General features: G+C 63.9%; 11 protein-coding genes. 5 read left to right on the forward strand and 6 right to left on the reverse strand.

The genetic code is table 11. The features are described from left to right. Positions 1-16: 16 nt before the first annotated feature. Complete coding sequence (gene mdcA, locus ACQ4WZ_RS10030) at positions 17-1,693, reverse strand: malonate decarboxylase subunit alpha (RefSeq protein ID WP_436573290.1); 1,677 nt, start codon at positions 1,691-1,693, stop codon at positions 17-19. A gap of 115 nt (positions 1,694-1,808) precedes the next feature. Between mdcA and ACQ4WZ_RS10035 the strand changes: the two genes are divergently transcribed. Further along, a complete protein-coding gene (locus ACQ4WZ_RS10035; RefSeq protein WP_101481130.1) occupies positions 1,809-2,726 on the forward strand; it encodes a LysR family transcriptional regulator in 918 nt (305 codons plus the stop codon). Positions 2,727-2,780: 54 nt separating this feature from the next. Here ACQ4WZ_RS10035 and ACQ4WZ_RS10040 read toward each other — a convergent pair whose 3' ends face one another. Genes ACQ4WZ_RS10040 through ACQ4WZ_RS10050 form a run of 3 tightly spaced genes read right to left on the reverse strand, consistent with a single transcriptional unit; the run spans position 2,781 to position 7,697 of the window. Beyond that, the gene (locus ACQ4WZ_RS10040; protein ID WP_133993510.1) at positions 2,781-4,667 is read right to left on the reverse strand and encodes a glycoside hydrolase family 15 protein; all 1,887 of its coding nucleotides are present in this window, start codon (positions 4,665-4,667) and stop codon (positions 2,781-2,783) included. Next, positions 4,639-5,430 (reverse strand): trehalose-phosphatase, encoded by a 792-nt coding sequence (gene otsB / locus ACQ4WZ_RS10045; RefSeq protein ID WP_436573291.1) that lies wholly within the window; start codon positions 5,428-5,430, stop codon positions 4,639-4,641. Before otsB ends, ACQ4WZ_RS10040 begins: the two co-directional genes overlap by 29 nt. After that, positions 5,430-7,697, reverse strand: a complete 2,268-nt coding sequence (locus tag ACQ4WZ_RS10050; protein ID WP_101481127.1) for an alpha,alpha-trehalose-phosphate synthase (UDP-forming) — start codon at positions 7,695-7,697, stop codon at positions 5,430-5,432. The genes otsB and ACQ4WZ_RS10050 overlap by 1 nt, the downstream gene beginning before the upstream one ends. 259 nt (positions 7,698-7,956) lie before the next feature. On the opposite strand from ACQ4WZ_RS10050, the gene ACQ4WZ_RS10055 reads away from it, so the two are divergent. From ACQ4WZ_RS10055 to ACQ4WZ_RS10065, 3 genes are all read left to right on the forward strand, one after another. After that, complete coding sequence (locus ACQ4WZ_RS10055; RefSeq protein ID WP_101481126.1) at positions 7,957-9,072, forward strand: mechanosensitive ion channel family protein; 1,116 nt, start codon at positions 7,957-7,959, stop codon at positions 9,070-9,072. A 73-nt stretch (positions 9,073-9,145) separates the two neighbouring features. After that, positions 9,146-10,441, forward strand: a complete 1,296-nt coding sequence (locus ACQ4WZ_RS10060) for a cation:proton antiporter (RefSeq protein ID WP_436573292.1) — start codon at positions 9,146-9,148, stop codon at positions 10,439-10,441. A 122-nt stretch (positions 10,442-10,563) separates the two neighbouring features. After that, positions 10,564-11,754 carry a serine hydrolase domain-containing protein gene (locus ACQ4WZ_RS10065; RefSeq protein WP_436573293.1) on the forward strand — a complete coding sequence of 397 codons (1,191 nt, stop codon included), beginning with the start codon at positions 10,564-10,566 and terminating at the stop codon, positions 11,752-11,754. Here ACQ4WZ_RS10065 and ACQ4WZ_RS10070 read toward each other — a convergent pair. After that, entirely contained in the window at positions 11,751-12,134 is a 384-nt protein-coding gene (locus tag ACQ4WZ_RS10070) for a YkvA family protein (protein ID WP_101481123.1), read from the reverse strand. The two genes, ACQ4WZ_RS10065 and ACQ4WZ_RS10070, sit on opposite strands and share 4 nt — an antisense overlap. A 92-nt stretch (positions 12,135-12,226) precedes the next feature. Between ACQ4WZ_RS10070 and ACQ4WZ_RS10075 the strand changes: the two genes are divergently transcribed. After that, positions 12,227-13,324 carry a DNA topoisomerase IB gene (locus tag ACQ4WZ_RS10075; protein WP_436573294.1) on the forward strand — a complete coding sequence of 366 codons (1,098 nt, stop codon included), beginning with the start codon at positions 12,227-12,229 and terminating at the stop codon, positions 13,322-13,324. Here ACQ4WZ_RS10075 and ACQ4WZ_RS10080 read toward each other — a convergent pair. Further along, positions 13,284-13,508 (reverse strand): hypothetical protein, encoded by a 225-nt coding sequence (locus tag ACQ4WZ_RS10080; protein ID WP_133991741.1) that lies wholly within the window; start codon positions 13,506-13,508, stop codon positions 13,284-13,286. The genes ACQ4WZ_RS10075 and ACQ4WZ_RS10080 overlap by 41 nt on opposite strands. Positions 13,509-13,661 lie beyond the last annotated feature (153 nt).

Genomic DNA, 13,661 nt, shown 5'->3' on the forward strand with positions numbered 1-13,661 from the left:
GTCATCATTGTGGTCATTACCAGCTCCTGAATTTGGCGGGGGGTTGATACAGGCCGTCGGACCATTCGACCAGATCGGCAATGCTTTTCGCCGCCAGCAGCGAGCGATTCGCGTCGCCGCGCTGCACGCCGATATCCTCGGGCAGCGCGATCAGGCCGTCGGCGCGCAGCTTGGCCGTGGTTTTCGGGTCATGGCGCAGGCCGATGGGCGTCACGCCAGCCACCGCCGCCAGCATGGCCTTGCGCTCGTCGAGCGAGCGGGCCTTGTACAGATAAGCGATGCCCTCTTCCGTCAGCACGTGGGTGACGTCGTCGCCATAGATCATCACGGGCGCCAGCGGCATGCCGCTGGCCTGGCCCACGGCCACCGCATCGAGCGATTCGACGATGGTCGGCTGGCCGCCATCCTGGAACGTTTCGACCATCTGTACCACCAGCTTCCTGCCGCGCGCCAGAGGGTCGTCCGTCTCGATCAGGTCCAGCCAGGCGGGCGTCGGGTGGCGCCGGCCATGCGGATCGTGGCCCATATTGGGCGCGCCGCCGAAACCCGCCAGGCGGCCATTCGTCACGGTCGACGAGTTGCCCAGGCCATCCATCTGCAGGGTCGCACCGATGAACAGGTCGACCGCGTACTGGCCCGCCAGCTGGCACAGGGCGCGGTTCGAGCGCATGGAGCCGTCCCGGCCCGTGAAAAACACGTCGGGCCGCGCGGCCGCATAGCCTTCCATGCCCAGCTCCGCGCCGAAGCAATGCACGCTCTCGACCCAGCCCGTCTCGATGGCCGGTATCAGGGTGGGATGGGGGTTGAGCACCCAGTTGCGGCAAATCTTGCCTTTCAGCCCCAGCTGCTCGCCGTAGGTGGGCAAAATCAGCTCGATGGCGGCCGTATTGAAGCCGATGCCGTGATTGAGCGACTGCACCTGGTGTTTTTCATACACGCCGCGAATCGCCATCATGGCCATCAGCACGTGCACGGGCTTGATCACGCGCGGGTCGCGGGTAAACAGAGGCTCGATGAAGAACGGCTTGTCGGACTGCACGACGAAATCGATCCACGAGCCGGGCACGTCGACCCGGGGCAAGTCGCTGACAGCATCGACGATCTGGTTCACCTGGGCGATGACGATACCGTCGCGGAAGGCCGCCGATTCCACCAGGGTGGGCGTGTCTTCCGTGCTGGGGCCCGTGTACAGATTGCCCTGGCGGTCAGCCATGTAGCCGGCCACCATGACGACGTTGGGCGTGAGATCGACGAACAGGCGCGCATACAGCTCGATATAGGTATGGATGGCGCCCACTTCCAGCAAGCCATCCTGCAGGAACTGGGCGATGCGCAGGCTTTGCGTGCCGGCAAAGGAAAAGTCCAGCTTGCGGGCGATGCCCCGTTCGAACAGGTCCAGGTGCTCGGGCAGGCTGACGCTGGGCATGATCAAGTGCAGATGGTGGATCTTGTCGGGGTTGACCTGGGTCAGCATGCGGGCAAGGAAATCGGCCTGCTTCTGGTTATTGCCTTCAAGAACAACGCGGTCGCCCGGCGCGAGCAAGGCTTCGAGCACGGCGACCATGTCCCCCTGTTGCAGGACGGGACCGTTCGCGTAATGGCGCACGGCGTCGAGACGGCGGCGTTTCTCGGTGCGCCGCGTGTCCCATTGTTTTTGCCGCTGCGCTGGCGCTGCTGTGGCGGTTGACATCATGCCTCCCTGTTAGCTATCGAACTTCAACGATAGTGAAAAGGCGGCACCACTACAATCAAGCTGCTACCATGTTCATTACCCTGAAGTTAATGAACTCCCTTGGAAGGGGCTAGCCATGGCTATCAACGAAGAAATTACCCTGAAAAAGCTGGAAGTTTTTCTCAGCTTCATGGAATTGAACAACCTGGCGCGGGTGGCCGATGCACTTGGCCAGAGCACCGTCAGCGTGCACCGCGCCCTGCACTCGCTGGAAGACGGCTTGCGCTGCCCCCTGTTCAAGCGCGAGGGGCGCAGCCTGATCCCCCTGCATGCGGCCTACACCTTTGCCGAATCGGCCCGGCGCGCGTTGGCCGAATGCGAGGAAGGCGTGCGCAAGGTGCGCGAAATGTCGGGCATCAATCCCGTGCGCCTGAAGATCGGTTCGCTGTATTCATTGACCCTGCACTGCATCCCGCAGCTGGTGATCGCCCTGAAGCTTCGCCGGCCCGGTCTCGACATCGACCTGACCCTGGGCTCGAACCGCGACCTGCTGCAAAGCCTGGCTGACGGCCGCCTGGACGCCATCATCATCGGCGTGCAGGAAGACGAACAGCATGCGGGCCTGGTAGCAGTGCCCCTGTTCCAGGACGACGTCTACCTGGCCGCGCCGCTAGCCTCGCCCTATGCGGGAGCCGCATCGGTAGACTTGCAGCAGCTGCGCGACGATAAATTCGTCACGCTCAACGAGGGTTTCGTCACCTCGCAAAGCTTCAACCACGCGTTTGAACTGGCGGGCTTCGTACCCGACACGGCCATGCGCGTGGGCGATATCTTCTCGCTGATCAACCTGGTCAGCGGCGGCATCGGCTACAGCCTGCTGCCCGGCCGGGTGCGCGCCTTCAGCTCGCGCATCGAACTGCTGCCGCTGGACGCGCGCTACGGCTCGCACCAGCAGATCACCCTGCTGATGCTGAGCAGCCGCGAGCGCGACCCGAATTTGCTGGCGCTGGCGGCCGAGTGCCGCTTGTATGGGCGTGGCGAGCGAAGCGCATGATTACATCGAAGCCCGAAACCTCGGGCTCCCCGGGCCCGCGATCCAGGCCCGCACTTAAATAGCGCTATCCCACGGCGCCGACAACCTCACGGCGCAGTTAATCAAGCCCACCATCGAATACGTCTGCGGGAAATTGCCCCACATTTCGCCCGTCACCGGATGCGTGTCTTCCGACAGCAGGCCCAGGTGGTTGCGCGCCAGCAGCATGGTCTCAAAAATTTTGCGCGCCTCGTCTTTCCTGCCGATGCGCGCCAGGGCGTCGATGCGCCAGAAGGTGCAGATGTTGAAGGCGGTCTCGGGCTTGCCGAAGTCGTCAGGCGCCTCGTAGCGGCGCATGTAGGGACCGTCGCACAGCGATGCTTCCAGCGCATCGACGGTGGCGATGAAACGGGGGTCCATGGGGTCGATGAAGTTGACTTCCGCCATCAGCAAGACGGAGGCGTCGAGGTCGCGTCCGCCCAGGCTTTCGGCGAAGGCCTGGCGCTCCTCGCTCCACGCTTCGCGCAGCAGGCGTTCGCGGATCAGCACGGCGCGGCTGTTCCAGTGGTCGGCCCGGTCCGGCAAGCCCAGTTTATGCGCCACTTTCGCCAGGCGGTCGCAGGCGGCCCAGCTCATCAGCATGGACGAAGTGTGGACACGCGCCCGCGTGCGCAACTCCCACATGCCCGCGTCCGGTTCCGCATGCAAGCGGAATGCCTGGTCGCCCACGGCTTCCAGCGCGGCAAACTCGGCCTTGCCGGCCCGGTGGAACAAACGGTGGTCAAGAAACGCCTGCGCCGCGCCCAGGACGATATTGCCGTAGACATCGTGCTGGAAGTGTTCCTGCGCCTGGTTGCCCACGCGCACGGGGCCGTTGCCCCGGTAGCCGGGCAAGTGGGCTAGCGTCGATTCCGGCAACTGCTCTTCCAGGCCGATACCGTACAGTGGCTGGATATGGCCGCCCTTCGAGCGGGCGACGATATTCGTCAGCCAGCGCAAATACTCTTCCATCGTGCCCACTTCGGACAAGCTGTTCAGCGCGCGCACGACAAAGAAAGCGTCGCGCAGCCAGCAATAGCGGTAATCCCAGTTGCGGCTGCTGCCCGGCGCTTCGGGGATGCTGGTGGTCATGGCGGCGATGATGGCGCCCGTGTCTTCATACAGCGACAGTTTCAGGGTGATGGCTGCGCGGATGACTACGTCCTGCCATTCCAGGGGCACGGCCAGCCGGCGCGTGTAGGTGCGCCAGTAGTTAATGGTTTCCTTTTCAAAGATGCGCGCCGTCTCGTCGATGCCGCCAGCCAGGGTTTCATCGGGTCCCAGCAGGAAGTTGGCGGTGCCCCCCAGCACGAAATACGTTTCGCTCAGTACATAGTTGAGCGATACATCCGTGTTCAGGCGCAAGGTCTGTTCCGGCCCCACATAGCGGATGTGGTGGCTGCCCTGCGTGATCTGCGGCGCCAGCTTGCCCCAGTCGTAGCGGGGGCGCAGGCGTACCCTGATGCGCACGGCGTGATCGAGCGGACGCACGCGGCGGATCAGCATCAGCGGACGGAACATGCGGTCGCGGCTGAGAAAACGGGGCGCGAAATCCGTGATTTCCACGCCGCGCCCTTCCGTGTCGTACAGGCGCGTGCGCAGCACGGCCGTGTTCGGCTCGTAGAATTGCTCGCTGCGCGCATAGTTTTCAATATCGATGCCCCACACGCTGCCGTTTTCCGTCGCGTCCAGCAGGCTGTTGAACACGGGATCGCCATCGAAACGGGGCAGGCAGGACCAGACGACCTGCCCTGCCTGGTCGATCAGGGCGCTGAAGGCGCAATTGCCCACCACGCCGCAGTTGAGACTAGCCTGGATGGGCGTGACGGGTGCCGACGCGCTGGCTGCGGCAGTGGCGGAAGCAGCCAGCGAATCGGCGGCGCCGCTGGGCGTGTCATACGGTTGTTCCTGGGATTGCGTCATCATCTACTCCTTCTGGGGATACGGAGGCGGCCAGCAGCGCTGTGCGCAGGGTGCCCGGGCTGGCCAGGCGCAGGGTGGCGGCGCTGGAGCCGCTGCCCACTTTCACGCCCTGCCCGCCAACTTGTTGTACAAAGACAAAGCCTGCCTCATCGGTGGTGTCGTCGCCCGCGAATACGGGCCGGCGGCCGGCGAATGGGGTTTCCTGCATGAAGGCGGCGATGGCGCCGCCCTTGTCGGTGGCGGCCGGCTTGGCTTCCAGGACCATTTTGCCATGCAACAGCAACACCCCCGGGCACGCTTGCACGGCGGCCGTCATTTCCTGCGAGCACAAATGCTCGAGTTCGGGCGCCAGCCGGTAATGCAGGGCCACGGCGCCCCGCTTCTGTTCCACCAGCAAGCCGGGGTGAATCGCCGCCAGCGCCCGGGCGCGCGCCAGCACGGGCGACACGTCGGGCGTAACCGCTACACGCAGCGCGCCGTCCGCGCCGCGCCGCTCCACGCCATGCACGCCCGCCACCGGCAAGACCAGGGGCGCCAGCATGGCATCGATCTGCGCCACGGGACGCCCGGAAATAAGGGCCAGCGCGCCGCCATGGCGCTCGGCCAGCAGCGCCAGCGCTTCCACCACACCCGGTTCCAGGCGCACGCCATCGGGCGTGGGCGCCAGGTCGACCAGGGTGCCGTCGAAGTCGAGAAAGACGGCGCTGCCGGGGGTACTCAGCAGCTCCAAAAGGGCTGCGCTATCGTCAGGCATGTCCGTCATCAAATCCCCTTGCGCCGCTTGATGCGGCTGTGGGCGTCGATCTTGGTCATGACCTTGTCGCGCTGCCGCAAACGGGCCGCGTCCAGCAGCATGCGCCCGGCCCAGCGGTAGACATTGAAATGTTTGACTCTAGCCCGCATGCTCTTCATGCGCTCGCGCTGCTCCACGGGCGGCATCACCAGGCCACGGTACAAGGCATCAGCGCCCTGCTCGATATGATACGGATTGATGATCAGCGCTTCATGCAGTTCCCGCGCCGCGCCCGTGAATTGGGACAGCACCAGCACGCCCATCTCATCGTCGCGCGCGGCGATGAATTCCTTGGCCACCAGATTCATGCCGTCATGCAAGCTTGTCACCATGCACACCTCGGAAGCGCGGAAATAGCGCTGCAAGTCGTCCTGGCCATGGTGTTCGGCTTTCAGCAGGATGGGCACGTAGTTGCCGCTGCCGAAACGGCGGTTGATGCGCTCGACCATCTTGCGCACGCGGGCATCGAAACTTTGATATTCGTCCAGGGAAGCACGGCTGGGGGCGGCAATTTGCACGAAGGTAAAATTGCCGACCATGCCAGGCTGCTGTTCCAGCATGCGCTCGACGGCCTGGAAGCGCTCGACGATGCCTTTCGTGTAATCGAGGCGATCCACGCCGATGCCCAGCAAGTGATCGGGCGCCACGCCCAGCTCGGCACGGATTTGCGCGCGGCAGGTTGCCACGTCGGGCTGTGCCGGATCAACTTCCGGCCAGGCGATGGAAATCGGGTAATCCTCCACCTGCGTCATCTCGCCGCCATACGAAATCGTCGACGCTTCCGGCTCGATCCGGGTTTCCAGGTAGCGGTCCACCGTTTCCAGGAAATTCTTGCGGTGGAATGGCGTGTGGAAGCCGAGGATCGTGCTGCCCAGCAAACCGTCGAGGATTTCTTCGCGCCACGGGCAAATGCCGAACGATTCCGAGTTAGGCCAAGGGATATGCCAGAAGGTAATAATCGTCGCTTTCGGCAAGGCTTCGCGCACCATGCGCGGCAGCAAGGCGAAGTGGTAATCCTGCACCAGCACGACGGGATTGTCCGTCTTCGCCTCGGCGATCACGGCTTCGGCGAAGCGGCGGTTGACCTTCACATACTGATCCCAGTCGGACGAGCGGAACACGGGGCGCACGTGGGCGATATGGCACAGCGGCCACATGCCTTCATTGGCGAAGCCATAATAATAGCCCTGCTCTTCCTCTTCCGTCAGCCACACGCGGCGCAAGGTATAACTGGGATGATCGGGCGGCACGGGCACGTGGTCGAGTTTATCCACCGTTTCGCGGTCGGCGGAACCGGCGCCATGCGCGATCCAAGTGCCAGAGCAGGCGCGCATCACCGCTTCCACGGCCGTGACCAGGCCGCTGGCCGGGCGCTGCACCGCTATCCCATCTTCCGTTTTGGTGTGGATATACGGTTCGCGGTTCGATACCACCAGCACTTGATCTCCCGCAAGATCCGCTTCCAGCAAGCCGCGCAGTTTTTCCGGCGTCCATTCCGAGGTCCAGCCACTGTCGCCCTGGCGTTCCAGATGGTATTCCTGCAGCAATTCGCGCAAGTCGCCGATCAGCGGCTGCATTTCCGGCGGCGGCGCGGGCGCGGCGGCGGGCGCATCGGCGGCCTGGACGGCCATGGCGCTGCGCGGCATCAACTCGCCCCGCAATATATCCTTCACGGCCGACAGCCAGCCGCGCCAGCTCAGATGCGCCACGAACACGGTCATCAGGGAAATCAGCACGGCCAGCACGGCCAGGAAGGCAAAGATGAAACGCTTGGTATCCGTATTGCGGCGCTCGACAAAGCTCATGTCCTGCACCAGCACCAGGCGGCCCAGCTGGGTCGCGTCCTGCATGACGGGAGTTTCGCTGATGTGGACTTGCCCTTGCGGCAACTGCGCCAGGGATTTGTACAGGCCGCCCGTGGAAGGCGTGGTCCAGCAGCCGATCGAGGCCGGGAATTGCGCGGATTGGTAGACGAGGTGGCCCGCATTGTCGCAAAAGCCGATGGCGATCAGGCGTTCGTCGCGCGTGGCGCCCTGGAACAGTTCTTTGACGCGCGTGGCGTCTTGGGCGGGCAGGTATTCGCTGAGCGAGGGCCGGAGTGTTCCAGCAAGCAATTCCGCCCGGCTGTCGAGGTCGCGCACATACCAGCGCAAGGTAATATTATCGAGCAGGGGTACCACAATATAAGCAAACAATCCCAGCACCAGGGCCAGTGGCAGGATGAAGCGCAAGGACATTCGGAGTGATCGTACTATCATCGTTTTCCTTTGCAGACATAAACAACCATTGCAAGTATGGCTACATTTCCAAAAAGGCGGCGCCCGTTTGGTTTGCGTATTGAAACGTCAACGTGGCATGGCGCACCGCAGCAATTTCTGCCAGTATCTACCTTGATCCAAGTCTTATCCGTACGGCAACGCACGCCCCCGCGACGTCATCTGCCCGTAAAATAGCCGCTTCCAATATCCATCTCACCATCTCAAGGAGTTTTCGCCTATGGATCTCAGCACGTTCCACTCGCTGATGGGAGGCCCGCTGCGCTCGGCGCTGACCGTGCTCGTTTCCGCCCTGCTCGTCACCCTGGTCGCCATCGTCGTGCACCGGGCCGGCATCGGCTTGCTGAAAAAACTGGCCAATGGCCACCCGTTCACCAGCAACGTCGCGCGCGTGGCCTTCCGCGCCAGCCAGCTGTGCATGATCGTCTTCGGCCTGCGCATGGTGCTGGCCGGCGCGCCCGACGACACGCCGGGCCTGGTCGCCATGTCGCATCTCACCAGCGTGGCGCTGATCATCGCGCTGACCTGGCTGGCCATGCAATGCATCGAGTCGCTTTCCATCACGATTTCCCAGATCAATCCCGTCGACGCGGCCGACAACCTGCGCGCGCGGCGCCGGATCACCCAGGCGCGCGTGCTGACGCGCAGCGCACACGCCATCGTCGTCATCCTGGGCCTGTCCTTCGTACTGCTGACACTGCCGGGCGCGCGGCAGATTGGCGCCAGCCTGCTCGCTTCGGCCGGCGTGGCGGGCCTGGTGGCCGGTATCGCCGCCCGCCCCGTGCTCGGTAATTTCATTGCAGGGCTGCAAATTGCGTTCTCTCAACCCATCCGCATCGACGACGTGCTGATCGTCAATGGCGAATGGGGCACGGTCGAGGAAATCAAGGGCACGTATGTGGTCGTGCGCGTGTGGGATGAACGGCGTTTGATCGTGCCGCTGCAGTGGTTCATCGAAAATCCGTTCGAAAACTGGACGCATACCTCCTCGGACATCCTGGGCACGGTGTTTCTGTGGCTCGATTTCAGCATCCCGATCAAGCCGCTGCGCGCGGAACTGACGCGCATCTGCGAGTCCGCCACACAATGGGATGGCCGGGTCTGCACGGTGCAGGCGACGGATTCGAACGAGCGGGCCGTGCGCGTACGCTTTCTGATCAGTGCGAAAGATTCGGGCACGGCCTTCGAACTGCGCTGCATCGTGCGCGAGCAGATGCTGGCATTTATTACGGCCAATTACCCGCACGGCCTGCCCCGCCTGCGCTCCACGCACGACCCCATCGAAGTGCGCGAGATGCAGGCGCAGAACGACAGCGTGTCGCTGTACAAGGCTTAGGACCAGGCTAAAAACCAGGCTTGAAAAAACCTGCGGCGCGCTGCCCTGGCCCACGCGCCGCTACAATGGCCGCATGAGCACCACCGCCTGGTTCATCCTGATCGGCTGCCTGATGCTGGCGCGTGGCCTGGGCGCCGACCGCATCGCGCGCCTGCCCTTGACTTCGGCCATGGCTTACCTGGGCGTGGGCCTGCTGCTGGGACCCATGTTTCTCGGCCTGTTTGCGTTCGACCTGCTGCAGCAGGCCCCGCTGCTGGAAACCCTGACGGAAATCGCCGTCCTCATCTCGCTGTTTTCCGCCGGCGTCAAGATGCCCGTCCCCTTCAGCCTGGCACGCTGGCTGCCGTCGCTGCGCCTGGCCTGGCTATCGATGGCTGTCTCCGTGGCGCTGGTGGCGGCCTTTGCGTGCCTGGTGCTGGGCCTGCCCCTGGGTGCGGGCGTGCTGCTGGGCGCCATCCTCGCGCCCACCGATCCCGTGCTGGCTACCGACGTGCAGCTGCGCCATGCGGGCGACAGCGAGCAATTGCGCTTCATGCTGACCAGCGAAGCGGGCATGAACGATGGCAGCGGCTTTCCTTTCGTCATGCTGGGCCTGGGCTTGCTGGGCCTGCATGAGCTGGGGCCGCATGGCGCCACCTGGCTGTGGCGCGATTTATTCTGGGCCAGCGGGGCCGCCATCGCCCTGGGCGCGGCCGGCGGCGCGCTGCTGGCCTGGCTGGGCTGGCAGGTGCGCGCCAAGGAACCGAAACACGCGATGCTGGACGACCTGGCCGCCCTGGGCCTGATCGCCCTCGTGTATGGCGTGGCCACGTGGCTGCACGCCTGGGGCTTCCTGGCCGTATTCTTTGCCGGCGTGGCCCTGCGCCAGACGGAACTGCGGCTGGCCGGCGCGCCGAAGGACAGGCAAGGCTTGCTGCAAGCGGAGGAAACCCACGCGGTGTCCGCCACCAAGCCGCACGACAGCGAGGTGCCGCTGACCGTCAGCGGCGAATCGCTCGTCTTCAAGGAACACCTGGAACGCCTGTCCGAACTGACCCTGGTGCTGTTGCTGGGCGGTACTGTCACGGCGGCCGCCTGGAGCTGGCAGGCGTGGAGCGTGGCACTGTTCCTGCTGCTGGTCGCGCGCCCGGCCAGCGTGATGCTCGGTTTGCTGGCTTCGGGCACCAGCGTGCGCCTGCGGGGCCTGGCCGCCTGGTTCGGCGTGCGCGGCATCGGCTCGCTGTACTACCTCAGCTATGCCATCGCGCATGGCTTGCCGCGCACCCTGGCGCGCGAACTGGCCGACATCACCGTCGTCGTCGTCATCCTCTCCATCGTCGCGCACGGCCTGACCGTCAAACCCTTGCTGGAACGCTACTGGCGCAAATAACTGGTGCAAATAAGCGCTGGTCAGCCCCCTTTGTCATTGCTGCAAAGCAATGTTTTGTCAATTGCCCCTATGACGGGCGGAAATATTGTTAAGATAATTAAAAACGGCAAAAGAGAGAATCAATGAAACGAAGAAGCGTGCTGGGACTGGGTGTCTCACTGGCCCTGCTGCAAACGGGCTGCGCCACCGATCCGGCCAGGCTGGCGTGGGAAACAGAATTTGACGGCTTCATGCGCGACGGGCTGGCCCGCACGGAAACGCCGGGCATGAGCGTGGCCGTGGTGCGCGGAGAGCAAACCATTTTCGCGCGCGGTTATGGATGGGCCGACATCCAGGCCGGCAAGAAGGCCGATGCCAACACGGTGTTCCATGTCGCCTCCGTCAGCAAGCTCGTCACGGCCACGGCCGTCATGATGCTGATGGAACAGGGCGTCTTCCAGCTCGACGACAAGGTGGCCGCCTATCTGGACTTCCCGCTCATGCATCCGAAGTTTCCCGACGTGCCCATCACCTTTCGCCATTTGCTCAGCCACACGTCAGGCATTTCCGATGCCGTGTACGAAAAGACGACGGCGTTTGCCGTGCAGGGCGATCCGCGATTACCACTGCGCGACTTCGTCAAGGGCTATCTGTCGCGCGGCGGCGCCTGGTATGACGCGGATGTATCGTTTGCCGCCCGGCCCGGCACGGAATGGCGCTACAGCAATGTGGCCATCGCCCTGCTCGGCTATCTGGTGGGCCGCTTGAACCCCGACGGTCTTGATGCCTACACGCACGAGCACCTGTTCGAGCCACTGGGCATGGACAGCACGGCCTGGAATCTGGCCGGCTTGCCGCGGCGCGCCATCGTTGCCCAGCCGTATGCGCACAAGGAGCCGGGCCTGCAAGTGCTGCCGCCCGTCGGCTATCCGGACTGGCCGGCCGGCCTGCTGCGCAGCTCGGCGCATGATTTTGCCCGCTTCCTGGCCATTTTCAGCAATGGCGGCCGGGTCGATGGCCACCGCTACCTGCAAGATGCCACCCTGCAATTATTTTTTGCCCCGCAAACGGCTGCCGTCGTGCCTGCCGATTCGTCCGTGCGCCAGGCCCTGGTGTGGCTGCTGCGCGATGTCGACGGCAAGGCGCTGGCCACGCACAGTGGCGGCGACCCGGGCGCCGCGTCCGTCGTCTGCGTCGACCCCGCCAGCAAGACCGCCGTGCTGGCCTTCGCCAACGTCGGCGCCGACAAGGAGTTTCGTTCGTTCCAGAAAGAAGTCGTGCTGCGCCTGCTGGCGCATGGCGGCAGCGGCGCGCGTGCTGTCAAGAAAGGCTAGGCGCCGAACCAGCCGCGCAGTTTCTCGGCGGCGCGTTCCTTGACGTCGGCCGTGATATAGGTGGCGACCGTGGCAACGGCCGCCGCCAGCACGGCCAGGTCATCCGCATAACCGATCACGGGCGTGATGTCGGGAATCGCATCAATGGGGGAAATGAAGTAGCCGAGCGCGCCGTAAATGGCCGTCTTGGCCCATAGCGGGGTGTTCGGCTGCTGCGCCGCGTAGTATAGCCACAGGGCTTTCTCGATGACTTCGCGCCCTGCCGTCTTGGCGAACTTGACGACCTTGTCCCAGAAGCTGTCTTCCGTGTATTTCTTTTCATACTGTTTGTCGGCTTGGGGGGCGTGGTCTTCTTCCAGATTCTTTTTTCTGCCAAACATCTGCTGCTCCTGTCTGCCGCGCACGGCGTTACGAATGCGCACCTTAGCATAACGGCGCGCCGGACGGGCGGTGTTCAAGGTAAGCTATCGTCATGGAAATATCTGCTACCACTACGGCCCGCGCCGCCGGCCTGCGCTACACGGGCGACCATCAAAGCGGCATCATCCGCCTGGGCAAGCCCGGCAAGTTCCGCTACCGCGACGGCGAAGGCCAGCTCCTGCGCGATGCCGCCACCTTGACGCGCATCAAGGCGCTGGCCATCCCACCGGCCTGGACGGACGTGTGGATCTGCGCGCGTGCGAACGGCCACCTGCAGGCGACGGGGCGCGATGCGCGGGGCCGCAAGCAATACCGCTACCATGCGCGCTGGCGCGCGGTGCGCGACGAGGCCAAGTACGAGCGCATGCTCAGCTTTGGCGGCGCCCTACCCGTCATCCGCGCCGCCGTCGCGCGCGGCATGCAGCTGCCTGGCTTACCCCGTGAAAAAGTACTGGCCACCATCGTGCACTTGCTGGAATTGACGATGATGCGCATCGGCAACGAAGAATATGCGCGCACGAATAAATCGTTCGGCCTGACCACCCTGCGCACGCGCCACGTGCAGGTCGATGGCAGCGCCGTGGCATTTCACTTCAGGGGCAAGAGCGGCGTGCGCCACGATATCCGCCTGAGCGACCGCAAGCTGGCCAGGGTGCTGCAACGCATGCGCGAGCTGCCGGGGCAGGAACTGTTTCAATATGTCGATGAAAACGGCGAGCGCCACGGCATCGATTCGGGCGACGTCAACGATTACTTGCGCGAGGTGACGGGCGAGGATTACACGGCCAAGGATTTCCGCACCTGGTCCGGCACCGTGCTCGCCGCGCTGGCCCTGCAGGCGTTCGAGCAAGTCGATTCCCAGGCGCAGGCCAAGAAGAACATCGTGCAGGCGATCGAGTCGGTGGCAAAAAAACTGGGTAACACGCCGACAATCTGCCGCAAGTGCTATGTGCACCCGGCCGTGCTGGCGTCGTATCTGGATGGCAGTCTATTGGAAGGCATGCGCGTACGGGCGCGCCAGCAGTTGCAGGAAGACTTGTCGGCGCTGGCGCCGGAAGAAGCGGCCGTGCTGGCCTTGCTGCAGCAACGGCTGCAAGAGCCCGCTCAAGTCAAGCCTGGCGCCCAGGCTGGCAGTGTGCCGACAGCTTGAGGGCATCGCTGCTGCAGACCGGCAAGGCGCCGTGCCCCGCATCGCGCGCCACGGCGGCCGGTGTGGCATCGCTCGTCTGCGCATCGCCCGTATTCATCAACGTCGCCGCCAGGGTCGAGAAGGTGAACAGGCAGATCAGCAGGAAAGGCTTGTTCACGTGAATGGACTGGTCTGGCTTGTGCATCGCATACTCCATCGGATTGGTTTGGCTGTTGCAGCTTGAACACGATCATCGCGTGTTTCCACAAGGCATACAATCAGACAGTTTCGACAAGATGGGTAGGACAACGCTGACAGGCTCAACAATTGCAGTTCATGGTTAAGGTATCATCCTGCG

It is taken from the genome of Janthinobacterium darwini, from assembly GCF_051380905.1.
Lineage (GTDB): Bacteria > Pseudomonadota > Gammaproteobacteria > Burkholderiales > Burkholderiaceae_D > Janthinobacterium.